Consider the following 23,564-nt stretch of genomic DNA (forward strand, 5'->3'; position numbering starts at 1 on the left):
ACCGGGTTATTCCATGGGCCGTCCGAGGGGGCGCCCGCCGTCGTCGGAACGGCCCCCGTCCGCGTGGACGTCGCTGCTCACGCGGACCGCGAGAGCCCCTGTCCGCCGCGCGGCCCCTCCCACCACCAGAGCGAGCCCCACCAGCACGACACTCACCCACACCGGCGAGCGATACCCAAGACCCACCCCGATCGCGAGCCCGCCCAGCCACGGCCCGAGCGCCCCGCCCACGTTGAACGCGGCCGTGGCGAAACCGCCCGCCAGGGTGGGCGCGCCGGCCGCCTCGTACAGCACCCGGGAGATCAGCGTGGACCCGACGCCGAACGACAACACGCCCTGTGCGAAGGCGAGTACGACCGCCGCCACCGGGTTCCCGGCGGTGAGGCCGAGGAGGCCCCAGCCCACGAGCAGAGCAGCACCGCCCCCGACGAGGACCCAGCCGGGCCGGGCGTCGGCGATCCGCCCGGCGACGGCGACCCCGACGAACGACCCGAACCCGAAGAGCGCGAGCACGAGGGGCACCCAGGCCTCTCCCAGCCCGCTGACCGAGGTGATGAGCGGTGCGAGATAGGTGAAGGTGCAGAAGGTGGCCCCGTTCACCAACGCCCCGAGAAGCAGGGCCACTTGAAGCCGGGGCGCGCGCAGCGCCCGCACCTCGCCGCGCACACTCGCGCGAGCGGCCCCGGACACCCCGCCCGGCACTGACCGCACGATCGCGAAGAGGGCGGGCACGGAGAGGACGACCACGGCCCAGAAGGCGGCCCGCCACCCCCACAGTTGCCCGAGGAGGGCGCCTCCCGGCACCCCCGCCACACAGGCGACGGTGACCCCGCCCAGAAGCACGGACGTGGCCCGCCCCTTGGCGTCGGCGTCGACCATCGCCACGGCCGTCACGACGGCGACCGCGAGGAACCCGGCGTTGGCGAGCGCGCCCACGACCCGGGTGACCAGCAGCACGGTGAAGCTGTCGGTGACCGCACCGACGCCATGAACGACGAGGAAGGCGCCCAGGAACCCGAGCAGCGCCGCACGCCGGGACCAGCGCCGCGCAAGGACGGCCATGAGCGGCGCCCCCACCACCATCCCCGCGGCGAACGCCGAGGTCAGCGACCCGGCCGCCGGTACCGACACCCCCATCTCCCGCGCGATGTCCGGCACCAGCCCGGACAACATGAACTCGGAAGTCCCCTGAGCGAAGACAGCGAGCCCCAACAGATACAGACCGAACGGCATGACAGAACTCCGCACACCCGAAAACGAACATGACAGGCTGCACGGCGTTCCGGTGACGGGCACGGTGAAGGTGACGGTGACGGTGACGGTGACGGTGACGACAGCGACAACGGCAGGAGCGTGTACGCGCTTGACCGCGACGCTTCAGCCGGACATCCCGAGCAGCCACCGGAAGGCCGGTGGCCGGAGTCTTGACGCCTCGGGGCTGGACATGGGGGCAGGCTAGTGACGCCCGACTTCCCCGGTCCACTCAATTACGCAATTACTCAATTGCCGGAGAACCGCTCCGCGAGGTCGCGATGCCAGTCCGCGGCCTGCTTCGCCTGGGCGCCGCTGATGGTCGATCCGGGCATGAGGCCCAGGCGTTCGAGCATCTCGGCGAACCGCAGATGTTCGCGCCGCGCGTGCTCACGGCAGGCGAGGCAGGTGACGCTGTCCGGACGGGGAGAGGTCATCGCGTACGGCACCCGCAGCCCGCACCCCGTGTCGACAGCGCTCGGCAGGTCACCGGCCAGACCGAACGTGGACGCCAGCACATTGCGGACAGCGGCGTCACCCCGGGCCACTTCCGCTTCGACATGGATGTGCGGATCACGACCGTGCTCGTCCATACGTCCTCCTCACGACGTGTCCTGCTCACGACGTGTCCTCCTCACGACCCTGCCGAGGCCGACTCGTCGAAGATCCAGCGTCCCGAGTGCCCGGGTGGCAGGGCCAGATCGTTGCGCACCGCGGAGTAGTACCGCTCCCGGGCCGCCCGTTGCCTCGCCAGCAGCGTCGACCAGGCCTCGGGGTCGTGGGTGCGGCTGTCCAGGAAGCGTTCCATCTCGATGACGAGGACGACCCACTCGCGCGCCCGTTCCACCACGTCCGGCGAGCCGAGCATCAGGAGCGCCTCGCCGACCGGATCGCGGGCTTCGAGGGCCGAGGCCAGCTGGGGCGCGGCATCCTCGGGGGAGAGGGGGTGGGGATGCGGGTCGTTGCCGAGGTGGGCGGAGACCCGGTAGGTCAGGGTGACGCTCTTCTTCAGGACGCGGGCGTAGTCCGAGTACACGATGAGGCGCCGTTCCTCCCAGCGCGCCGTCTGCTCGCGCCGGAACCGGACCTGGTCCCCGCGCACGATCGCCAGATACGAGCCGAGGGCACCGACGACCACGCCTATCAGGGCGGGGAGTTGCTGTATGAACGCGGACACCGGCGCACAGTAACGTCAGAGTTCCGTACGGCCAACCGGCCCCTGTAGGACGGAAACTGCTCTGTAGGACGGAAACTGTCCTAGTCCCGTCCTACTGTCTCCCCATGGACGAGACCTCCGGCACTCCCACCGAGACTTCCGGCACTCCTGAAGCCCCCGACTCCCTCGGCGGCGTGGAGATCAGGACCTTCACGGAGGTGGCGGACCTCGAAGCCTGGATGTCCGCCCACCCCGGGCTCCGCGCCGGCATCTGGCTGAAGATCGCCAAGAAGGCTTCCGGCCTGCCGTCGATCACCATCGAGGAGGCCCTCGACGTGGCCCTCTGCCACGGCTGGATCGACGGTCAGCGGCGGGGCCTCGACGACTCGTACTACCTGCAGAGGTACACCCCGCGCAGGCCCGGCAGCCTCTGGTCGATGGTCAACGTGCGCAAGGTCGAGGCCCTCACCGCGGCCGGCCGGATGCGGCCCCCGGGGCTCGCGGAGGTGGCGGCGGCCAAGGCGGACGGCCGCTGGGAGGGGGCGTACGAGTCCCAGCGGAACGCCACGGTCCCGGACGACCTGGCCGCCGCCCTGGACCGCAGCCCGCGCGCGAAGGCCTTCTTCGAGGGACTCGGCAGGACGGATCAGTACCTGGTCGTCCTGGGCCTGCTGAAGGCGAGGACCCCGGAGGTCAGGGCAGCCCGGCTGGAGAAGGCGGTCAAGGGGCTGGAGTCGGGGCGCCGGGCCCGGTGACGTGCCGACGTGCCGACAAGCCCTAGGCCCCGGGCTCCCCACCTCCGTACCGGAAAAGCTCGTTGAGGTCCGTCTGGGAGATCTGGTCGTCGGCGTACGAGAACGTGCCGTGGTCGGCCAACTCGCGTGCGGCGCGCAGCAGATGGCGGTACATCGTGCGGGCGATGCTGCCTCCGACCGTGACCCGCCGTACTCCGAGCGCGCGCAGGTCGTCCAGCGAGAGCGCGTTGCCGGTGAGCCCCATGACCACGTTGAGCGGGCCGTCGAGTTCGCGTACCAGCGTGCCGATGGTCGCCGCGTCACCGGCACCCGGCACGAACGCGCAGTCCGCGCCGGCCGCCAGATACGCGTTGGCCCGCCGTACGCACTCGTCGAGCGAACCGCCGACCAGCAGCGCGTCGGTCCGGCCGACCAGGACGAACGGCTCGCCACTCGCGTCGACGGCGGCCCTGGCGGCGCGGATGCGGTCCACCCCGAGCGCCGTGTCGTGGAGCGGGCGGGCGCGGTCGCCGGTGAAGTCCTCGATGTTGCCGCCCGCGGCCCCGGCCTTGAGCGCCATCGAGATCGTGGCCGCCACGGTCTCGGGCGCCTCGCCGTATCCGTCCTCCAGGTCCGCGCTCAGCGGCACCCCGACCTCGTCGGCGATCTCACGGACCCGGCGCATCATCGTCTCGCGGTCGACGCGGCCCTCCTCCGGCGCGTGGTCGGCGAAGAAGTCGTGGTCCGGGCGTCCGAGGGAGAACGCGACCCCCGCGCTCGTGGTCGCCACGGCGGGAAAGCCGGCCGACTCCAGGATCCGCGCGCTTCCCACGTCCCACGCGTTGGGGAGCAGGAAGCAGCCCTCCCGATGCAACTCGACGAAGCGTTCCGCCCGTTCGCGCCTGTCGCTGTCCACGCGGCCCTTCCCCGTTCCTCCGGCGATCCATGACCGTTCAGTCGGCTTGTCGTCCGCCGGTCGGCTGATCGCCTTCCGTCGGCCGAAGAAGAACGTACGACCCGGGTGCCATGAACCGGAACCCCCGGCACGCTCCCAGCGCGCCCCTGACACAGCCGAGCGCCCGCCTCCCGCTCCCGGGGGATACCGGGGAGCCGGACGACGGGCGCGCTCGGAGATGCGTCAGTGGAGAGACATCAGCGGAGAGACATCAGTGGAGAAACAGAACTCCGGACCCGATCAGGCGGCGTTCTTGATCGCCGAGATGTCGAAGTTCAGCTTGATCTTGTCGGAGACGAGCACGCCGCCGGTCTCCAGCGCCGCGTTCCAGGTGAGGCCCCACTCGGAGCGCAGGATCTCCGCCTTGCCCTCGAAACCGACGCGCTCGTTGCCGAACGGGTCCTTCGCGGCGCCGTTGAACTCCAGGTCGATGGAGAGCGGCCGGGTGGTGCCGAGGATCGTCAGGTCACCGGTGACGCGGTAGTCGTCGCCGCCGAGGGCCTCGGCCTTGGTGGAGCGGAAGGTCATCGTCGGGAACTCGTCCGTCTTGAAGAAATCCGCGCTCTTCAGGTGGCCGTCACGGTCGGCGGAACCGGTGTCGATGCTCTCCATCTTGACGTCGAGGGAAGCCGTCGACTGCGACGGGTCGGCGCCGTCCAGGTGCAGGCTGCCGGAGAAGTCCTGGAAGCTGCCCTTCACGTTCGTCACCATGGCGTGACGGGCGACGAAGCCGAGCGTCGTGTGGGACGGGTCGATCGTGTACTCGCCGGTGAGCGCGGCAAGGTCGGGGTTCACGGCGGCGGGCGCCGCGGTGGTGTCGGTCTTGTCCTTGCTGCCGAAGAGACCCATGACTAACTCCTTGAGGGGACGAGCCCGGCCCTGCGCCGAAGCTGTTTAACGTTCAACGACATCGACCATAGACCTATTCCTTACGGGTTTCAACTGAACGCATGATGTGTCGCGCCGATTACGCCTGGTTGTCATTGGTCTACTCCTAAGATCACCCGTTGCCCCTCTGGTGAGCACACGGGCATCTCGGGCACCATCGCCTGACATGACCCCCACCCGCCGTACGTTCCTCCTGGCAGCGGCGCTCACGGCGAGCCCGGCGCTCGTGCCGACCACTTCCGCCCATGCGGCCCCCGACGAAGACGAGTACGACAACCTGCGCCTCCGCTGGCTGGAGATCGCCCTGGGGGCGGGCTACGACCCGACCGCCGAGCCGTACGCCTCCCGCCTCGCCGAGACCGGAGAGCTGGCCTGGGACTTCCGGCAGACCATGGCCCCGACGGCGACCTCCCTCTGGCCCGGTTACCCCTTTGACCCGCCGACAGGCATCACCCAGAGCTACAGTCGGCTGTGGACGATGACTCAGGCGTACGTCCAGGAGGGCACCGGCTCCACCGGCGACGCGGGCCTGCGCACGGACGTCCTCCGCGGCCTCGACCACCTCTCCGCCACCGTCTACAACCCCTCCACCACCCGCTACGGCAACTGGTGGGAGTGGCAGATCGGCAGCCCCCGCCTCCTCATGGACATCGTGGCCGCCCTCCACGGCGAACTCACCGCCGCACAGGTCGCCGCCGCCTGCGCGGCCGTCGACCACTTCATCCCCGACTCGATGCTCCGCGACTACTCGGGCACCTCGACCGGCGCCAACCGCGTCGACCTGTGCCGCTCCGTCGCCCTGCGCGGCATCCTCGGCCGTGCCCCCGAGAAGCTCGCACTCGCCCGGGACGCGCTCTCACCGGTCTTCCCGTATGTCACGAAGGGGGACGGGCTGTACGCCGACGGGTCGTTCGTCCAGCACACCTGGGTCGCCTACTCGGGAACGTACGGACAGGTCCTGCTCGACGGACTCGGCCGCCTCTTCGCGCTGCTGGCCGGTTCGACGTGGGAGGTGACCGATGCCGGCAGGCAGATCATTCTCGACAGCGTGGAAGGCGCCTACGCGCCCCTGATCCACGACGGGCTGATGATGGACAGCGTCAACGGGCGCGCCATCAGCCGCGGTTACCTCAGACTCGACGACCGCCACATCATGCGCAGCGACCACTTCCACGGGCAGGGGCTGATCGCCGCGATCGCGCTCCTCGCCCAGGGCGCGAGCGCGGCGGAGCGCGAACGCTGGCACGCGAGCGTCAAGGGATGGATCGAACGGGACACCGTCACACCCCTCCTGACGGCACCCCAGTTCGGCGTCGGAGACCTGGCCCGGCTGCACGCGGTCGCCGACTCGGCGGTCGAGGCCGCGCCCGAACCGGTCGGCCACCGTCTCTTCGCCGCCATGGACCGGGCCGTCCACCGCCGCCCCGGCTTCACCGCGAACATCGCCATGGCCAGCGACCGGATCGCGTACTACGAGTGCGGCAACGGCGAGAACCCGCGCGGCTGGCACACGGGCGCCGGAATGCTCTACTGGTGGGCCGGTGGGCCGAGCGATCAATACACGGACTGGTACTGGCCGACCGTCGACTGGTACCGGCTCCCCGGCACGACCGTGTCCACCAAGCGGCTGGCGGACAGGGCGGGCGGGGAGTGGGGCGAGCCCAAGCCCGCCGTGCGCTGGGTCGGCGGCGTCACGGACGGGGAGTTCGGGGCGGTCGGGCAGCACCTGAAGGGCCTCGGGTCGACTCTGGAGGCCCGCAAGTCCTGGTTCTGCCTCGCGGACACCATCGTCTGCCTGGGCGCGGGCATCACGGCCACCGACGGCGTCCCGGTCGAGACGGTCGTCGACAACCGCAACCTGGGGGAGGGCGGCACCCAGGCCCTCGTACGGGGCCCGGGGTGGGCGCACCTGGAAGGCCACGGCGGCTGGGTGGTCCTGGACCGGTCCACCCTGCGCACCCTCCGCGAGGACCGCACCGGCGCCTGGTCCGACATCAACACCACCAGCACCACCGAGGCCCGGACCCGCCGCTGGCAGACCCTCTGGCTCGACCATGGCACGGACCCGGTGGACGCCACGTACGCGTACGCCGTCCTGCCCGGAGCCCCGCGCCGCGCGGTCGCCGCCCTCGCCGCAGACCCCCGCCGGCTGTCGGTCCTCGCCAACGACTCCGGCCGCCAGGCGCTGTCCGTGCCCTCCTTGGGCCTGACCGCCGCCAACTTCTGGCGGGCGGGCCGGGCGGGCCCGCTCACCGCCTCGGCCCCCGCGAGCGTGCTCGTACGCCACCGAGGCCGCGCCGCTACCCTCTCCGTCAGCGAACCGCCGCGCACCGGAGAGGCCCTGGAGATCGTCTGGGACCGTCCCGTACGCCGGGTCGTACACGCCGGTCCCGGCGTCGAGGTGCTCGCCACCGGACGCCGCCTGAGGGTGCGTGTCACTCCGGGGACGGCATGCGCCACGCATGAATGTGAGGTGACTCTCAGCTGACGGCTTTGTGCGACCCCTACAAGGCACCCGCCCTCTGAGCAGTCGGATCGCCTGCACGCGGTCGTGGTTCTGTTCAGGGGTACCAGTAAAACGGGCCGGAGACTGTACGGAGTCGACGGCCCGCTTTCCTTGGTGGACTTCGTAAGGTCGCTACATGACCGTTTTGGACGAGACCGGATCCTCGGCAGGCGAACCCACCGACGCCCGCGGGCGCGTGGCCGAACTGCACGCGATCCGTGCGGAGGCTCTTCGCGGACCCAGTGACAAGGCGACCGCGGCGCAGCACGCCAAGGGCAAGCTGACCTCCCGGGAGCGGATCGAGCTTCTGCTGGACGCCGGCTCGTTCAACGAGGTCGAGCAGCTGCGCCGCCACCGGGCGACCGGCTTCGGCCTGGAGGCCAAGAAGCCGTACACGGACGGTGTGATCACCGGCTGGGGCACGGTCGAGGGCCGCACGGTCTTCGTGTACGCGCACGACTTCCGGATCTTCGGCGGCGCGCTGGGCGAGGCCCACGCCACGAAGATCCACAAGATCATGGACATGGCCATCGCGGCCGGCGCGCCCCTGGTGTCGCTGAACGACGGTGCGGGCGCCCGGATCCAGGAGGGCGTCAGCGCGCTCGCCGGCTACGGCGGCATCTTCCAGCGCAACACCCGCGCCTCGGGCGTCATCCCGCAGATCTCCGTGATGCTCGGCCCGTGCGCGGGCGGCGCGGCCTACAGCCCGGCCCTGACGGACTTCGTCTTCATGGTCCGCGAGACCTCGCAGATGTTCATCACCGGCCCTGACGTCGTGAAGGCGGTCACCGGCGAGGAGATCACCCAGAACGGCCTGGGCGGCGCGGACGTGCACGCCGAGACCTCCGGCGTCGCGCACTTCGCGTACGACGACGAGGAGACCTGCATCCACGAGGTGCGCTACCTCCTGTCGATGCTTCCGCAGAACAACCGCGAGAACCCGCCCCACACGGACTCCGAGGACCCCGCGGAGCGGCGTTCGGACGTGCTCCTCGACCTGGTCCCGGCGGACGGCAACCGGCCGTACGACATGACCAAGGTCATCGAGGAGCTCGTCGACGACGGCGACTACCTGGAGATCCACGAGCGCTGGGCCCGCAACATCATCTGCGCGCTCGCCCGGCTCGACGGCCAGGTGGTGGGCATCGTCGCCAACCAGCCGCAGAGCCTGGCCGGGGTGCTGGACATCGAGGCGTCGGAGAAAGCTGCGCGTTTCGTCCAGATGTGCGACGCTTTTAACATCCCGATCATCACTCTGCTGGATGTTCCGGGCTTCCTTCCGGGTGTCGATCAGGAGCACGGCGGCATCATCCGCCACGGCGCGAAGCTCCTCTACGCCTACTGCAACGCGACCGTGCCGCGGATCTCACTGATCCTCAGGAAGGCCTACGGCGGCGCGTACATCGTCATGGACAGCCAGTCCATCGGCGCCGACCTCACCTACGCGTGGCCCACCAACGAGATCGCCGTGATGGGCGCCGAGGGCGCCGCCAACGTCATCTTCCGCCGGCAGATCGCCGACGCCGAGGACCCCGAGGCGATGCGCGTGCGCATGGTCAAGGAGTACAAGGCCGAGCTGATGCACCCGTACTACGCCGCCGAACGCGGTCTGGTCGACGACGTCATCGACCCCGCCGAGACCCGCGAGGTACTCATCCGCTCCCTCGCGATGCTGCGCACGAAGCACGCCGACCTGCCCTCCCGCAAGCACGGAAACCCGCCGCAGTAGTAACTCGACGGACCCATCGCGGCAACCCCGCGGACCCCTCTCTCACGGAGACTCACACACATGGACATCCCTGATATTCGCGTCGAGAAGGGCCACGCCGAGCCCGAGGAAGTCGCCGCCATCACGGCCATCCTCCTGGCTCGCGCCGCCTCCGCCCCGGCCGCGGCTCCGACCCACCGAGGCCGCGCGAAGGCCGGCTGGCGCCGGCTGGAGCGAGAGCCGGGCTTCCGCGCTCCGCACAGCTGGCACTGAGCCTTTTGTGAATGGGCCCCCTCCCGACTCGGGAGGGGGCCCATTCGCGTGTGTGTCGGCTGCGGGTGCGTGGGGGCTGGTCGCGCAGTTCCCCGCGCCCCTTAAGAGCAGGGGGTGCGGGCGAGCCTTTGTCTTTCAGGGGCGCGGGGAACTGCGCGAGCAACCACGACGCACCCGCGGCCGACACACAAGCGAAGGGGCCCCTCCAAAAGGAAGAGCCCCTTCGTACGGCTGAGCGCCGCAGGCCTACCGGAGGCGGGCCATCAAGGCATGCTCCACCAGCGTGATGAGCGCCGACTTGGCGTCCGCGCGGTGGCGGGCGTCCGTCGTGATGATCGGGGTGTCGGGCCCGATCTGGAGAGCCTCCCGGACCTCGTCCGGGTTGTACGGCTGGTTGCCGTCGAAGCCGTTCAGGGCGATCACGAACGGCAGTCCGCTGTTCTCGAAGTAGTCGACCGCGGGGAAGCAGTCGGCGAGACGGCGGGTGTCGACCAGGACGATCGCACCGATCGCGCCGCGTACCAGGTCGTCCCACATGAACCAGAAACGGTCCTGGCCGGGCGTACCGAACAGGTACAGGATCAGATCCTGGTCCAGGGTGATACGACCGAAGTCCATGGCCACCGTGGTGGTGGTCTTGTCCCCCGTGTGGGTGAGGTCGTCGATGCCCGCCGAAGCGGACGTCATCACGGCCTCGGTACGCAGCGGGTTGATCTCCGAGACGGCCCCGACGAACGTGGTCTTGCCCACGCCGAAGCCGCCCGCCACCACGATCTTCGCGGACGTGGTGGAGCGGGAAGGCCCTCCGCTAGAGCTTGCGAAGTCCACTGAGCACCCTTTCGAGCAAAGTCACGTCTGGCTGACCGCCGGCGTTCTCGTCGCCGCCGGGCTGATGGATGGCGACCAGGCCCGCCTCCGCCAAGTCGGCGACGAGGATCCTGGCCACGCCGAGAGGGATCGTCAGGAGGGCCGAGATCTCGGCCACCGACTTGATCTCCCGGCAGAGGTTGCAGATCCGCTGATGCTCGGGCAGCTGGCCCTGCATCTGGTGCGGCTGCGCGGTGGTGTGCACCAGTGCCTCGATGGCGAGCTGATACCGAGGCCTGGTGCGGCCGCCCGTCATGGCGTAGGGGCGGACCAGCGGGTTGCTGGCGCCCCCCGCGGGCGACGGTTCGGGGGAACGTCGCTGCGGCTGCACGGGCTGGATGCGCGGCGCCGGCGGTTGGTCGTACGGGGAGGGCCCGGGACCTTGGGGTGCGTAGGGCTGTTGGCGCCGCGGGGACGGTGCGGAGGGGAAGTTGTACCGGTTCGGCGAGTCGTTGCCGCCCTGGCCCTGGCCAGGGCCATAGGACCAGTTGCCCGAAGACGAACCGCCTGGGGGTGTTGCCACTTTCTCCTCCTCCGACTGTGCCGGGCCCATCAATGTGGAGCCGCGTCCCGAAACCTTACGGCCACGGGACGCCAAAACGCATCGCTTGTCTGCTAGTTGAGAAGGCTCCCCTGGAGCTCCGCACGCAGATCAGGCGTCAGAACCGTACCGGCACGGTCCACCAGAAGGGCCATCTCGTACCCGACGAGACCGATGTCCGCTTCCGGATGTGCGAGTACTGCGAGCGACGATCCATCGGAAATGGACATGATGAAGAGGAATCCCCGCTCCATCTCCACAACCGTCTGGTTCACGCTCCCGCCCTCGAAGATGCGGGACGCGCCCGCGGTCAGCGAGGTGAGACCCGACGCGACGGCCGCCAGCTGGTCGGCACGGTCACGCGGGAACCCTTCGGACATCGCCAGAAGGAGTCCGTCGGCGGAGACCACCACCGTGTGCGACACCCCGGGGGTGTTGTCCACGAAGTTGGTGATCAACCAGTTCAGGTTCTGTGCCGCCTGGCTCATCGGGCTCACACTAACGCTCCTGGTTGTAGGTGCTGTCAGGACCGAAGCCCTGGCCGTTCGTTTCGCTTCCTGCGTTACGCCCCCGCTGGACCCCGCGGCGCAGGTTGCTCAGCCTGCCCCGGACGTCCTCGGGTGCGCGGGAGACCTGGGGGCCGCCCTGAGGGGTCGATTCCGCGGTGCCCTCGACCAGATTGGCCTTGGGTACCCGCCTCGGCAGTCCGGAGGAGGTGACCCCGCCCGCCTTGGGCTTCTTCAGCTGCTCGGCACGCTGCCACATCTGGTCGTTGTTCGACCGCCAGTCGCCCTTGCCGACGCCGTTGCCGCCGCCTGAGTTGCTGTCGTTGCCGCCGCCGAAGGGAGCCGGCGATTCCTGGCCCACGGACTGCTTGCCGCCCGCGCTCGCGGTGGATCCGCGGCGCGGAAGCCCGGCGTCGGTCAGCGCGTGGGCGGCGGGAGAGGCCGTTCCCGGACGCTCGAAGCCTACGCGGTCCTGCTCGGCCACGTCAGCGGCCTGCACGGGCTCCGCTTCGGGAGCGTACTCGGAACGGTAGCCGTTCTGGTACGCGTTCTGCTGCGGCCAGTCGTCCTGGTAGGACTGCTCTTCGAAGGCCGAGAAGCTGTCCCGCGCGGGAGCGTGGGCCGGCTGGGGCTCCTCCTGGACCGGCTCCGCATAGGAGGGTTCCGGGTATCCGCCGCCTGCCGGGAAGTACGTCTCGTCGTACGACGCCTGCTGCGGCTCCTCGTACGGCGTCTGCTGGTCGTACGCGGGCGCCTCGCTGTACGCGGCCGCGCCGTTGTCGTACGCCGCCGCGCCGTTGTCGAAGGCCTGCTGACCGTTGTCGTAGCCCTGCTGGGGGTCGAACTCGCCGTTGAACGACGGGGACGCGCCCTCCAGCTCGCCGTGCGTCTGGGCCTCCAGGGCCGCCCTGCGCTCCTCACGCATCAGCGAACGGCCCACGGGGTCCAGCTCACGTATGTCGTCCGGGACCTCGGCGTAGCGGCTGTCGTCGAAGCCCAGCTCCGCGGCCGTGCGCATCGGCTGGCCGCCGCTCTGGAACTCCTCGCCGCCGAAGGGCTGCTGCTCCGGGATGATCTGCGAGACGGTGAACTCGTCGCGCTGCGGTGCCTGCTCGCCGCCACCACCGTGCGTGATGATGTCGGGGAGCATGACGAGCGAGGTCGTACCGGCCTGCTCGCCCGAGGGGCGCAGCTGGACGCGGATGCCGTGCCGGTCGGACAGCCGGCCGACCACGAACAGACCCATGCGCTGCGAGATCGCGGCGTCCACGGTCGGCGGGTTGGCCAGCTTGTGGTTGATGTCCGCGAAGTCCTCGGCGGTGAGGCCGATGCCCTTGTCGTGGATCTCGACCATGATGCGGCCGTCCGGGAGACGGGTCGCGGTGACGCGGACCTTGGTCTGCGGCGAGGAGAACGTCGTCGCGTTCTCCAGGAGCTCGGCGAGCAGGTGCACGAGGTCGGTGACCGCGCGGCCGTGGATCTCGGCCTCCGGTACGCCCGACAGCTCGATGCGCTCGTACTGCTCCACCTCGGAGGAGGCGGCGCGCAGCACGTCGACCAGCGGGACCGGCTGGTCCCAGCGGCGGCCCGGCTCCTCGCCGGCGAGGACCAGGAGGTTCTCGCCGTTGCGGCGCATACGGGTCGCGAGGTGGTCCAGGCGGAAGAGGTTCTCCAGCTGGTCCGGGTCGGCCTCGTTGTTCTCCAGGTCGGTGATGAGGGTCAGCTGGCCCTCGATCAGGGACTGGTTGCGGCGCGACAGGTTGGTGAAGATCGCGTTGATGTTTCCACGGAGCAGGGCCTGCTCGGCGGCCAGTCGTACGGCCTCACGGTGGACCTGGTCGAAGGCGCGGGCGACTTCGCCGATCTCGTCCGTGGTGGTGATCGGGATGGGGGTGACCCGGGTGTCGACCCGGCCCGGGTCGGTGCGCGAGAGCTGGTCGACCAGCATCGGCAGACGCTGCTCGGCGACCCCGAAGGCCGCGTTGCGCAGCTGGCGCATCGAGCGGCTCATCTGGCGGGCCATGAGGCCGGCGATGATGAAGGCGGCGAGCAGGGCCACGATGACGATGGCACCGTTGACGAAGGCGTCGCGCTGGGCGTCGGTGGCGATGTCGCCCGCGTCGCCCACGGCCCGGTTGATGAGCTCCTGCTCGACCTCGCTGTAGCCGTTGAACTTGAGGGTGGAGGCCGCCATCCAGGTCTCGGGCGTGATGCCCTGCTGGGCCAGGTCGGCGGGGGAGGCGCCGCTGCCGATGGCCTGGATCATGCCGAGCATGTTCGGCGGGGCCTTGTAGGTGCCGCCCGCCGCCTCGGTCTTGCTCTTGGCCTCGGCCGCGAGCTTCTTGCCCTCGGCCTCCTTCTCGGCCATGACCTGCTTGAGGCGCGTGGCGTCCTGCGCCGTACCGCCGGAGACGTACTCCTGGACGGCCACGTTCTCGAGGTAGGCGTACGACGTGAAGGCCGTGATCTGCTGCTTGAGGATCTTCTCGTTGCTGCTGGGCTTGACCAGGAGGTGCATGCCGATCGAGCGCTGCAGCGAGGCGGCACCCTTGGACAGGGCGACGGCGTACACGGTGCGGCCGTAGCTCGTGATGTTGCCCGTGCCGAGGCCCAGCTCGTTCGAGAACTCCATCAGGAGGTGCTCGACGGTGACGTAGCCCTCTTCGGTCTTCGTCGGGTCCATGGCGGTGGTGAAGGCGGCCTTGCGCACCTGGGTGAGCGTGGGCTCGGCCTGCTCCACCAGGTTCAGCCGGCGCTCCAGGCCCTGGCCGGCCGGCATCCCGGCGACTTCCTTGTGGAACGCGTCCTGCTTCTGGTCCGTGAAGGCGCGGGCCTCCTTGACCGTCGCGTTGTCCCGGTCGCCCTCGAGGAGCGGCTGGGCGGATACGTCGCGCTCGTTGAGGAGTGCCTCGGCGTACTGCCCGGCCGCGTCGACGATCTTGGCGACCTTCTCCGCGTCCTGGGCCTCCTGCCAGGTGTCTATGGAGCTCTTCACCTGGAAGCCGCCCATGACGAGCCCGACGATCACGGGTATGAGCAGAATGGCGTTCAGCCTGGTCGGCACACGCCAGTTGCGCGGTGACAGACGGCCGCCGCTCTTCGCGGGTGGGGCCGCCGGCTCCGAGCCGGACACATGTGCGGGTGCCGCTCCGCGCGGCGGCGGGGTGAAGTTGCCCCGTGCCGACGGCTCGGGACCGTTCTTGCTACGCCTCACTCGACCAACAACCTCTCGGCGTGTGCACCTTCGTCGTGCCGCGTGTGTCTTCCGGCCCCTACTACTGGGCAGTTCTGGCATTCCAGCACGTCAGGGTGTGCTCGTCCAAACACTCGGAACCAAGGATTCCGAGTGATGTAGGCCCTAGATAAAACGGTCATAAAGAGCGAGCCCCGCCAAAAGGCGGGGCCGATGTGAGCACAGCGGCATCAGACGACCGCGACGCGTGTCGGTACCACTCGATATCTCTGTCGAAACGTTATGAACACCAAGGCCGACCGTGTCAAACGACACAGCCGGCTCCAGTGCGTCTACGACAACTGCCGTACGGCGTTGCCAACTTGTGTGCCAGGCCCGCCAGAACACAGCCCGTTGCACGATCCCTAGCGGAGACGAGCCATCAAGGCGTGCTCGACCAGAGTGATCAGCGCGCTCTTGGCGTCCGCGCGGTGGCGGGCGTCCGTCGTGATGATCGGGGCGTCCGGGCCGATCTGCAGGGCCTCGCGGACCTCGTCGGGCGTGTATGGCTGGTGCCCGTCGAAGCCGTTCAGGGCTATGACGAACGGCAGTCCGCTGTTCTCGAAGTAGTCGACCGCAGGGAAGCAGTCGGCGAGACGACGGGTGTCCACGAGCACGACGGCGCCGATCGCGCCGCGTACCAGGTCGTCCCACATGAACCAGAAACGGTCCTGTCCGGGCGTACCGAACAGATACAGGATCAGGTCCTGGTCCAGGGTGATACGGCCGAAGTCCATGGCGACGGTGGTCGTCGTCTTGTCCCCGGTGTGGGTGAGGTCGTCGATGCCCGCCGAGGCGGACGTCATGACGGCCTCGGTGCGCAGCGGGTTGATCTCGGAGACGGCACCCACGAACGTGGTCTTGCCGACGCCGAAACCACCCGCCACCACGATCTTCGCGGAGGTGGTCGCCCGACCTCCGTCAGAGCTTGCGAAGTCCACTGAGCACCCTTTCGAGCAGTGTCACGTCCGGGGCGCCGCCATTGCTCTCGTCGCCACCGGGCTGGTGGATCGCGACGAGTCCGGCCTCCGCGAGGTCCGCGACGAGAATCCGTGCCACGCCCAGGGGCATGGACAGCAGGGCCGACACCTCGGCCACCGACTTCACCTCACGGCAGAGGTGGCAGATCCGCTGGTGCTCCGGGAGGAGCCCCATCAGCTGCGCCGGGTCGGCCGTGGTGCTGATCAGTGCCTCTATGGCGAGCTGGTAGCGCGGCCGGGTCCGGCCGCCGGTCATCGCGTACGGACGTACCAGCGGCTGGTCGCCCTCATCCTCGTACGGCTGTGCGTACGGATCATGAGAGGCGGTGGGCGGGGTCATTGATCCTCCGGGCGGGACAGCAGGTCGGTCAGTCGTGCCGTCTGACGGGGCCGGTGGGGGGAGGTCGGCCGACGGATTGTGCGGACGTTCGGTGAAATTCGGACGTACGTAGAACCTGGCTAGTGAAGCAGGCTGCCCTGGAGTTCCGCCCGCAGATCCGGCGTGAGCACCGCACCCGCACGGTCGACGAGCAGAGCCATCTCGTAGCCGACGAGGCCGATGTCGCAGTCCGGGTGGGAGAGGACCGCGAGGGACGAGCCGTCCGAGACGGACATCAGGAAGAGGAAGCCGCGTTCCATCTCGACGACCGTCTGGGCGACGGTGCCGCCCTCGAAGATCCGGGAGGCACCGGCCGTGAGTGAAGTGAGTCCGGAGGCGACGGCCGCGAGCTGGTCGGCGCGGTCGCGCGGAAAGCCCTCGGACATCGCCAGAAGGAGTCCGTCGGCGGAAACGACGACGGTGTGGGACACCCCGGGGGTGTTGTCAACGAAGTTGGTGATCAACCAGTTGAGGTTCTGTGCCGCCTGGCTCATCTGGCTCAACTAACGCTCCTGCTGGTGAGTGGGGCTGGGGAAGCTGCCGGTCTGGCCGGTACCGGCCTGCCGACCTTGCTGGATGCCCCTACGAAGATTGGTCAGCCGGCCGCGTACGTCATCGGGCGCACGCGAGACCTGCGGACCGGTTTGGTGCTGTTGCTGCTGAGCCGTCCCCGCGACGAGGTTCGCGCGGGGGACCCGGCGCGGCAGACCCGAGACGGTCACGCCACCCGCGGAGGGCTGGCGTACCCGCTCGGCCTGCCGGCCGAGTTCGTCATTGGGGGTGGTCCGCCAGGAGGCGGACCCCGATGCGGCGGGCGCCGGGCGCTGCGGGGCCGCGGGAGCGGCAGCCTGTGCGGGCTGCTGCTGCGGTGCCTGCTCGCCGTTGCCGGCCGCCTGGGCCTGGTTGAACCAGTTGGTCTCCAGGGTGTCGTACAGCGGCGTACGCCCGTCACCGGGACCCGTCGCCGGCGGCAGCGCCTCGGGCTCCGGGGGGAGCGCGGGACGCCGACGCGACTGCGGACGCTGGGGGCGGGAGCCGTTGGTGCCGTTCGTGCCGTTGGCGCCGGGACGCTCGAACTGCCCGGTGCCGCCGCCCTGCCGCTCGCCGTGGTTCGGCGCCGGGAACTGGCCGGTGTGGCTCTGCTGAACGTCCTGACCCGGTGCCGCGTACTGACCGGTGGAGCCGGCGTCGTAGCCGGGCATCGAGAACTGGCCGGTGGAGGCGGGGTCCTGGCGGTTGTACTGGCCGCCCGCGGACGGGTTCTGGCCGGCGCCGGAAGGATTCGGCGCGGAATTCGGCGTACCGAAGACGTCCGGGCGGACGAACTGTCCGTTGCTCTGCTGCGCACCCGCGCCGGAACGCTGGGCGTCGTAGTCCGGCCGCGGGAACTCGCCCGTGGAACCGGCACCCTGACGGTCGTCGATCCGCGGGAACTCCGACGTGGACGCCGGGCCCTGCCGGTCGTTGATCCTCGGCAGCTGCGAGGTGGCGTCCGGCTCCTCGTGGCCGCGCGGGGCGTCCATCGAGGAACGCGGCACCGGCGGCTGCGCGTTGTCGTCGCTCCAGCTGGGCACCCGCGGCTGCGGGTTGCCGCCGGGCAGCTCGGCACGCGGACCACCGCGTGGCGGCAGCTGCGGCTGCTGAGGCGTCCGACGGCCCTGGTCGCCACCGGTCGGACGCTGCTGGGGCTGCGGGGGCACGGGGCCGCGGTTGTTGCCGCCCATCGTGTCCTGGCGAGCGCCGCCGAACGCGTCCTGCCGACCGAAGTCGTTGTTGTTGCCGAAGTCGTTGAAGCCCTGCGGGGCACCGGCACCGGCCGGGGCCGGCCTGCCCTGCGGGGGCTGGGGGCCACGCGATCCGCCCGGTCCGCCCGGGCGACCGCCCGCGTCCGGCCTGGGCAGCGCGGCACGTGCTCCGGTACCGGCGCCGACCTGGCCGCGCTGCGGAGGGGCGTTGAGCCGTCCGCCGTTGCCGCCGCTGGGAGCACCCGCGCCGAGGGCGGGACCGCCTCCGGCGCCGCCCCGACGGGCCGCCGCGACACCGGCCGCGGCCTGCGCGGCGGCGGGGCCGCCGCCGGTGGGAACACCCTGGCCCTGCTTGTTGCCCGGAACCTTCTTGCCGCCCTGGGCGACATCGACGGGCAGCATGACCAGCGCGGTCGTACCACCGGAGTCGGACGGACGCAGCTGGATGCGGATGCCGTGACGCTGGGACAGCCGGCCGACCACGAACAGACCCATGCGGCGGGAGACCGACACGTCCACGGTGGGCGGCGAGGCGAGCCGCTCGTTGATCGCCGCGAGGTCCTCGGGCGAGAGGCCGATACCGGTGTCGTGGATCTCGATCAGTACGCGGCCGTCGGGCAGCGCGTGACCGGTGACCTTGACCTTGGTCTGCGGGGAGGAGAACGAGGTGGCGTTCTCCAGCAGCTCGGCGAGCAGGTGCACGAGGTCGTTGACCACGCGGCCGGCGACCTCGGTCGTCGGCACGGCGGCCAGCTCGATGCGCTCGTACTGCTCCACCTCGGAGGCGGCGGCGCGGAGCACGTCGACCAGCGGGACCGGGCGGGTCCAGCGGCGGCCGGGCTCTTCACCGGCGAGAACCAGAAGGTTTTCACCGTTACGGCGCATGCGGGTCGCGAGGTGGTCGAGCTTGAACAGCGAGGACAGCTGGTCCGGGTCGGCCTCGCGGGACTCCAGTTCGGAGATGAGCGAGAGCTGACGCTGGATGAGGCCCTGGGAGCGGCGCGAGAGGTTGGTGAACATCGCGTTGACGTTGCCTCGCAGGAGGGCCTGCTCGGCGGCGAGTCGTACGGCCTCGCGGTGTACGTCGTCGAAGGCCGCGGCCACCTGGCCGATCTCGTCCTTGGAGTGCACACCGACCGACTCGACGGACGTGTCGACGTCCTGCGGGTCGGACTCCGAGAGCTGCTTGACCAGCTCGGGCAGCCGGTCCTGGGCGACCTTCGTCGCGGTGTCCTGGAGACGGCGCAGCGAGCGGATCATGGAGCGGGCCACCACGAAGGCGCCGACCAGCGAGACACCGAGCACCAGCAGGATCAGCGCACCGGAGATGATCGCTTCCTGCTCGGCCTCGTTGCGCAGCTCGCGGGCCTTCTGCTCCATCTCGTTGAGCAGGGTCAGCTCGATCTTCGACATCTCCAGGTACCTGGCGGAGTCGGCGTCGACCCAGTCCAGGTACGAGCGCTTGTCGCGCAGCTGCAGACCGTTCTCACGCCGGAGCACACGCTCCGCGTAGGTGTCGGCCGCCTTGATGGTCGGGCTCGGCTCGTCGAGCGGCTTCGTCAGCGCGCGCGGGTTGCCCTCGTAGATGCTGGCGAAGCTGGTGAGTTCGGCCTTCTGGTTCTCGAAGGCGGAGAGGCCGTACTGCCGGTCGTTCTCGGAGAGATCGCCGTACGAGGCATCGGTGGCCGGCAGGGCCGCGGCGATGACCGCACGCTGGATGGACGCGTACTCCTTGGCGGTGGAGAAGGCCGCCAGGGCGCGCGTGCGCTGGATCATCTCCGGATTGCTGGTCGCCTCGGCCATGTCCTGGGAGAGGCCGAGCAGCTGCTCGATGAGCCGGTGGTACGACTCGATCGACTGGGAGGAGTTGTTGTCGTTCTGGAAGGCGTTGTTGCGGATGCCGCTCAGGGTGTTCAGCTGGGTGGCGATGGCCACCACGTTGTCCCGGACGCCGTCGAGGTTCTCGTTGTTGTCCGCGTCGTCGAGTTCGTGGGTGCCCTCCATGAAGGCGGCACGCGCACGGTCGGTCTTGTCGCGGACGCCCTTGACGGTGAAGTCGGACGCCTTCGTGCCGTTGGCGAGCGGACCGGCCGACTTGTCGCGCTCCTCCTGGAGCGCGGAGGCGAGCTCGGTCGCCTGCTTCGTCATGTCGGTCAGCAGCTTCATGTTCTCGAGCTGCCGGATCTCGTCCATCGTGTCGCTGATGCGCAGGGCGCCCAGCGAGGTGGCGGCGACCACGGGCAGCGCGAGCAGCGACACCAGGCGCGTGGAGATGCGCCAGTTGCGCAGAGCTATTCGCGAGCCGGGGCCACTGGGGTTCTTCGCCGTGGGCGGCGCGGCGGGCGGTGCGCCGGGGCCACCGGTCACCGCGGTCGGACCGCCCTTGCCCTGGGCACCCTTGGGCGCACCTGGGCGCGAGGAGCGGTCACCCCCGTCGCCGGCCCCTGCCGGTCCTTGGTTCTGGGCGTGCTGGGGCGAGGAACCGGTGCCGGTCCCGCCGTGCGGCTCCGGCTCCGCCGAAGCGCTGCCATCCCTCTTGAAACGTCCCTGCACTAGCGTCGCAACCTCTGGACCAGGCGCCTCTCCGGGTGAACGGCGAGACGGTGTCGGCGTCTTGGGAGCGCCCTGAACGCGCCCCCATGTGTGGTCGTGAGTGACCGGCGCAGGCCCCCCTTCCCGCCGCCACTCGGCGCTGCGTTCGCGCCCCTTGCGCGCCGGTTCGATCCCGCGGCGGTTCCGTGGAATTCCAGCACAGTGCCGGATCTCCAACAAGGCCCATGGGTCATGCTGTGACCATCGTGACACCTAGTGAAGACGGTGTTACGGCACGTGGAATGCGATTGTGTCGATAACGGACGCGGGTGCACGAGTCATGCGCCGACAAGCGCTGTCCCAGTCGCCATGATCAGGAGCGGAATAAGGGCTTCAGTGGGGCAATGTCCGTTTCGGCATGGGGAGTTGAGGGTCCGAATTGACCGGATTGCCTACGAGTGAGTGAGGAAACTCACATGACGATCACGCCGCCTTCACGCGTTCCACAGGGAATCGGATGTTTAGCCTGGCGCTTTACAGGGATGGCAAATCCGACAACCCGCGCTCGCGCGGCGGTTCTTGAAGCCGCCGGGCGCCCGTACCGACAGGGTCCGAAACCGCAGATGAAGACGATGATGTTCCTCAACATAGCCAACCCGCGACGCACGACACTGGCGCACCTCGAGGACGCCGAAGAACTGCGTACGCCGGAGCAGCAGGAGCACTCCGTCGAGCTCCCCGCACAGACCGCCAACCCCCGCCGCACGATCCTGATGGACGCCCCGGTCGCGGCGATGGCGGCGGAGTAGTCCTTCCGGGCCCCGCCCACCGCAATTCCGCGCGGTCGCGCCCCTGAGGGGTGTCCCGAGAATCCAGGCCAGGCGCCGCTCGCCGATCCGGCCTGGATCCTCGGGGCACCCCTCACCGCGTTAGCCTTGAGCCCCAGACTCCAGCCAGCTCAGTGAGGGGCGCAGGCATCTCGTGCGCATCGCCAGGTTCTCCATCGACGGCAACGTCGCGTTCGGCGCGGTCGAGGGCGAGAGCCCTCCTGGGTCGACCGACGGGCTCGTGCTCGACATCATCAAGGGCCATCCGTTCACGGACTTCGAGCTCTCCGGCACGAAGGTCCCCCTGGCCCCTTCTGATTCAAAAACGAGGGTCCGGCTCCTGCCGCCCATGCTCCCCAACAAGGTCGTGGCCTTCGGCCGCAACTACGCGGAGCACGCCAGGGAGATGGGCAACGAGGTGCCCGACGCCCCCTTCGCCTTCTTCAAGCCGTCCACCTCGGTGATCGGCCCCGGCGACGAGATCGCGTACCCCTCCTTCTCGAACGAGGTGCACCACGAGGCCGAGCTGGCCGTCGTGATCGGCCGGATGTGCCGCGAGGTCCCGCGCGAGCGCGTCAAGGACGTCATCCTCGGCTACACCTGCGCCAACGACGTCACCGCACGAGACGTCCAGAAGCGCGAGAAGCAGTGGGCCAGGGCCAAGGGCTTCGACTCCTCCTGCCCGCTCGGCCCCTGGGTGGAGACGGACCTCGACCCGTCCGACCTGACCATCATGTGCACGGTCAACGGCCAACAGCGCCAGCTGGGCCGCACCAGCGAGATGATCCACTCCGTCGAGGACCTGATCGTCAACATCACCGAGGCCATGACGCTGCTCCCCGGCGACGTGATCCTCACGGGCACCCCCGCGGGGGTCGGCCCCCTCACTGTCGGCGACGAGGTCGCCGTCACCATCGAAGGCATCGGCACTCTCACCAACAAGGTTGTCAAGCGTGGCTAGCGCACCCGGCTCCCCCGTACGCGTCCGTTTCTGCCCTTCGCCCACCGGTAACCCCCACGTGGGTCTGGTCCGCACCGCCCTGTTCAACTGGGCGTTCGCCCGGCACAACGAGGGCACGCTGGTCTTCCGCATCGAGGACACCGACGCGGCCCGCGACTCCGAGGAGTCGTACGGCCAGCTGCTCGACTCGATGCGCTGGCTGGGCTTCGACTGGGACGAGGGCCCCGAGGTCGGCGGCCCGCACGAGCCGTACCGCCAGTCGCAGCGGATGGACATCTACCGCGATGTGGCCGCCAAGCTCCTGGACGCGGGCCACGCCTACCACTGCTACTGCTCCACGGAGGAGCTGGACGCCCGCCGCGACGCCGCCCGCGCCGCCGGCAAGCCGTCCGGCTACGACGGCCACTGCCGCGAGCTGACCGCCGAGCAGAAGGCCGCGTACGAGGCCGAGGGCCGCACGCCGATCGTCCGCTTCCGCATGCCCGACGAGACGATCACCTTCACGGACCTGGTCCGCGGCGAGATCACGTACCTCCCGGAGAACGTCCCGGACTACGGGATCGTACGAGCCAACGGAGCCCCGCTCTACACGCTCGTGAACCCGGTCGACGACGCCCTGATGGAGATCACCCACGTCCTGCGCGGCGAGGACCTGCTCTCCTCCACCCCGCGCCAGATCGCCCTCTACAAGGCGCTCACCGAACTGGGCATCGCCAAGTCGGTGCCCGCCTTCGGCCACCTGCCGTACGTGATGGGCGAGGGCAACAAGAAGCTCTCCAAGCGCGACCCGCAGTCCTCGCTGAACCTCTACAGGGAGCGCGGCTTCCTCCCCGAGGGTCTGCTCAACTACCTCTCCCTGCTCGGCTGGTCGCTCTCCGCCGACCAGGACATCTTCACGATGGACGAGATGGTCGCGGCCTTCGACGTGAGCGACGTGAACCCGAACCCGGCCCGCTTCGACCTCAAGAAGTGCGAGGCGATCAACGCCGACCACATCCGCCTGCTGGACGTGAAGGACTTCGCCGAGCGCTGCGCCCCCTGGCTGAAGGCCCCCTTCGCGCCCTGGGCGCCCGAGGACTTCGACCAGGCCCAGTGGGACGCGATCGCCCCGCATGCCCAGACCCGCCTCAAGGTCCTCTCCGAGATCACGGACAACGTCGACTTCCTGTTCCTGCCGGAGCCGGTCTTCGACGAGGCGTCCTGGACGAAGGCCATGAAGGAGGGCAGCGACGCGCTGCTGCGTACGGCTCGCGAGAAACTGGACGCGGCCGACTGGTCTTCCCCCGACTCCCTCAAGGAGGCCGTCCTGGCTGCCGGCGAGGAGCACGGCCTCAAGCTGGGCAAGGCACAGGCCCCGGTCCGCGTCGCCGTCACCGGCCGCACGATCGGCCTGCCGCTCTTCGAGTCGCTGGAGATCCTGGGCAAGGAGAAGACGCTGGCCCGTGTCGACGCGGCGCTGGCGAAGCTGACCGTGTAGCTCGAGCATGCGTGAGGGGCGGCCCCGGAATGGACGGGGGCCGCCC

Annotated in this window: 20 protein-coding genes; 7 read left to right on the plus strand and 13 right to left on the minus strand. The window is 69.7% G+C overall.

Features of this window, described 5'->3' with window-relative positions:
• Positions 1–6 precede the first annotated feature (6 nt).
• The 3 genes from ACIBEI_RS30250 to ACIBEI_RS30260 form a co-directional block, all read right to left on the minus strand.
• Positions 7–1,233, minus strand: coding sequence for a Cmx/CmrA family chloramphenicol efflux MFS transporter (locus tag ACIBEI_RS30250; protein WP_398893402.1), 1,227 nt, complete (start codon positions 1,231–1,233; stop codon positions 7–9).
• Positions 1,234–1,499: 266 nt separating this feature from the next.
• Positions 1,500–1,844, minus strand: a complete 345-nt coding sequence (locus ACIBEI_RS30255) for a hypothetical protein (protein WP_398893403.1) — start codon at positions 1,842–1,844, stop codon at positions 1,500–1,502.
• A gap of 41 nt (positions 1,845–1,885) precedes the next feature.
• Positions 1,886–2,428: a hypothetical protein gene (locus ACIBEI_RS30260; RefSeq protein WP_398893404.1), complete on the minus strand. Its 543-nt coding sequence runs from the start codon at positions 2,426–2,428 to the stop codon at positions 1,886–1,888.
• A gap of 104 nt (positions 2,429–2,532) precedes the next feature.
• Between ACIBEI_RS30260 and ACIBEI_RS30265 the strand changes: the two genes are divergently transcribed.
• Positions 2,533–3,162 (plus strand): YdeI family protein, encoded by a 630-nt coding sequence (locus ACIBEI_RS30265; RefSeq protein WP_398893405.1) that lies wholly within the window; start codon positions 2,533–2,535, stop codon positions 3,160–3,162.
• Between the two features lie 22 nt (positions 3,163–3,184).
• On the opposite strand, the gene ACIBEI_RS30270 is transcribed toward ACIBEI_RS30265, so the two are convergent.
• A complete protein-coding gene (locus ACIBEI_RS30270; protein ID WP_398893406.1) occupies positions 3,185–4,057 on the minus strand; it encodes an oxaloacetate decarboxylase in 873 nt (290 codons plus the stop codon).
• A gap of 279 nt (positions 4,058–4,336) precedes the next feature.
• Complete coding sequence (locus tag ACIBEI_RS30275) at positions 4,337–4,945, minus strand: YceI family protein (protein WP_398893407.1); 609 nt, start codon at positions 4,943–4,945, stop codon at positions 4,337–4,339.
• A 205-nt stretch (positions 4,946–5,150) separates the two neighbouring features.
• Between ACIBEI_RS30275 and ACIBEI_RS30280 the strand changes: the two genes are divergently transcribed.
• The 3 genes from ACIBEI_RS30280 (at position 5,151) to ACIBEI_RS30290 (ending at position 9,471) form a co-directional block, all read left to right on the plus strand.
• Positions 5,151–7,472 carry a polysaccharide lyase 8 family protein gene (locus tag ACIBEI_RS30280; RefSeq protein WP_398893408.1) on the plus strand — a complete coding sequence of 774 codons (2,322 nt, stop codon included), beginning with the start codon at positions 5,151–5,153 and terminating at the stop codon, positions 7,470–7,472.
• A gap of 154 nt (positions 7,473–7,626) precedes the next feature.
• Positions 7,627–9,219: an acyl-CoA carboxylase subunit beta gene (locus tag ACIBEI_RS30285; RefSeq protein WP_269651312.1), complete on the plus strand. Its 1,593-nt coding sequence runs from the start codon at positions 7,627–7,629 to the stop codon at positions 9,217–9,219.
• Between the two features lie 60 nt (positions 9,220–9,279).
• Positions 9,280–9,471 carry an acyl-CoA carboxylase subunit epsilon gene (locus tag ACIBEI_RS30290; RefSeq protein ID WP_055614000.1) on the plus strand — a complete coding sequence of 64 codons (192 nt, stop codon included), beginning with the start codon at positions 9,280–9,282 and terminating at the stop codon, positions 9,469–9,471.
• 246 nt (positions 9,472–9,717) lie between these two features.
• Here the strand turns inward: ACIBEI_RS30290 and ACIBEI_RS30295 are convergent, their stop codons facing one another.
• The 8 genes from ACIBEI_RS30295 to ACIBEI_RS30330 form a co-directional block, all read right to left on the minus strand.
• Positions 9,718–10,299, minus strand: a complete 582-nt coding sequence (locus ACIBEI_RS30295; protein WP_026248371.1) for an ATP/GTP-binding protein — start codon at positions 10,297–10,299, stop codon at positions 9,718–9,720.
• Positions 10,280–10,861, minus strand: a complete 582-nt coding sequence (locus ACIBEI_RS30300) for a DUF742 domain-containing protein (protein ID WP_055614001.1) — start codon at positions 10,859–10,861, stop codon at positions 10,280–10,282. The genes ACIBEI_RS30295 and ACIBEI_RS30300 overlap by 20 nt, the downstream gene beginning before the upstream one ends.
• A 92-nt stretch (positions 10,862–10,953) precedes the next feature.
• The gene (locus ACIBEI_RS30305; protein ID WP_033321188.1) at positions 10,954–11,367 is read right to left on the minus strand and encodes a roadblock/LC7 domain-containing protein; all 414 of its coding nucleotides are present in this window, start codon (positions 11,365–11,367) and stop codon (positions 10,954–10,956) included.
• Positions 11,368–11,377: 10 nt separating this feature from the next.
• Entirely contained in the window at positions 11,378–14,599 is a 3,222-nt protein-coding gene (locus tag ACIBEI_RS30310) for a nitrate- and nitrite sensing domain-containing protein (RefSeq protein ID WP_398893409.1), read from the minus strand.
• Positions 14,600–14,982: 383 nt separating this feature from the next.
• Positions 14,983–15,558, minus strand: a complete 576-nt coding sequence (locus ACIBEI_RS30315; RefSeq protein WP_055614002.1) for an ATP/GTP-binding protein — start codon at positions 15,556–15,558, stop codon at positions 14,983–14,985.
• Complete coding sequence (locus ACIBEI_RS30320) at positions 15,539–15,937, minus strand: DUF742 domain-containing protein (RefSeq protein ID WP_055614003.1); 399 nt, start codon at positions 15,935–15,937, stop codon at positions 15,539–15,541. The genes ACIBEI_RS30315 and ACIBEI_RS30320 overlap by 20 nt, the downstream gene beginning before the upstream one ends.
• 119 nt (positions 15,938–16,056) lie before the next feature.
• The gene (locus tag ACIBEI_RS30325; protein ID WP_044471908.1) at positions 16,057–16,470 is read right to left on the minus strand and encodes a roadblock/LC7 domain-containing protein; all 414 of its coding nucleotides are present in this window, start codon (positions 16,468–16,470) and stop codon (positions 16,057–16,059) included.
• Between the two features lie 9 nt (positions 16,471–16,479).
• Positions 16,480–20,274: a nitrate- and nitrite sensing domain-containing protein gene (locus ACIBEI_RS30330; RefSeq protein WP_398893410.1), complete on the minus strand. Its 3,795-nt coding sequence runs from the start codon at positions 20,272–20,274 to the stop codon at positions 16,480–16,482.
• A 602-nt stretch (positions 20,275–20,876) separates the two neighbouring features.
• Here ACIBEI_RS30330 and ACIBEI_RS30335 point away from each other — a divergent pair.
• The 3 genes from ACIBEI_RS30335 to gltX all read left to right on the plus strand — a co-directional run bounded on the left by ACIBEI_RS30335 (position 20,877) and on the right by gltX (position 23,518).
• Complete coding sequence (locus ACIBEI_RS30335) at positions 20,877–21,062, plus strand: hypothetical protein (RefSeq protein WP_398893499.1); 186 nt, start codon at positions 20,877–20,879, stop codon at positions 21,060–21,062.
• 172 nt (positions 21,063–21,234) lie between these two features.
• The gene (locus tag ACIBEI_RS30340; protein ID WP_398893411.1) at positions 21,235–22,041 is read left to right on the plus strand and encodes a fumarylacetoacetate hydrolase family protein; all 807 of its coding nucleotides are present in this window, start codon (positions 21,235–21,237) and stop codon (positions 22,039–22,041) included.
• Positions 22,034–23,518 carry a glutamate--tRNA ligase gene (gltX, locus tag ACIBEI_RS30345; protein ID WP_398893412.1) on the plus strand — a complete coding sequence of 495 codons (1,485 nt, stop codon included), beginning with the start codon at positions 22,034–22,036 and terminating at the stop codon, positions 23,516–23,518. Before ACIBEI_RS30340 ends, gltX begins: the two co-directional genes overlap by 8 nt.
• The last annotated feature ends 46 nt before the right edge of the window (positions 23,519–23,564 follow it).

The organism is Streptomyces sp. NPDC050988 (genome assembly GCF_044456225.1).
Lineage (GTDB): Bacteria > Actinomycetota > Actinomycetes > Streptomycetales > Streptomycetaceae > Streptomyces.

Coding starts and splice junctions, on each gene's coding strand:
- ACIBEI_RS30265 (WP_398893405.1), top strand. CDS start 2,533: ATGGACGAGACCTCCGGCACTCCCACCGAGACTTCCGGCACTCCTGAA.
- ACIBEI_RS30250 (WP_398893402.1), bottom strand. CDS start 1,233: ATGCCGTTCGGTCTGTATCTGTTGGGGCTCGCTGTCTTCGCTCAGGGG.
- ACIBEI_RS30255 (WP_398893403.1), bottom strand. CDS start 1,844: ATGGACGAGCACGGTCGTGATCCGCACATCCATGTCGAAGCGGAAGTG.
- ACIBEI_RS30335 (WP_398893499.1), top strand. CDS start 20,877: ATGAAGACGATGATGTTCCTCAACATAGCCAACCCGCGACGCACGACA.
- ACIBEI_RS30280 (WP_398893408.1), top strand. CDS start 5,151: ATGACCCCCACCCGCCGTACGTTCCTCCTGGCAGCGGCGCTCACGGCG.
- ACIBEI_RS30285 (WP_269651312.1), top strand. CDS start 7,627: ATGACCGTTTTGGACGAGACCGGATCCTCGGCAGGCGAACCCACCGAC.
- ACIBEI_RS30275 (WP_398893407.1), bottom strand. CDS start 4,945: ATGGGTCTCTTCGGCAGCAAGGACAAGACCGACACCACCGCGGCGCCC.
- ACIBEI_RS30305 (WP_033321188.1), bottom strand. CDS start 11,367: ATGAGCCAGGCGGCACAGAACCTGAACTGGTTGATCACCAACTTCGTG.
- ACIBEI_RS30325 (WP_044471908.1), bottom strand. CDS start 16,470: ATGAGCCAGGCGGCACAGAACCTCAACTGGTTGATCACCAACTTCGTT.
- ACIBEI_RS30290 (WP_055614000.1), top strand. CDS start 9,280: ATGGACATCCCTGATATTCGCGTCGAGAAGGGCCACGCCGAGCCCGAG.
- ACIBEI_RS30320 (WP_055614003.1), bottom strand. CDS start 15,937: ATGACCCCGCCCACCGCCTCTCATGATCCGTACGCACAGCCGTACGAG.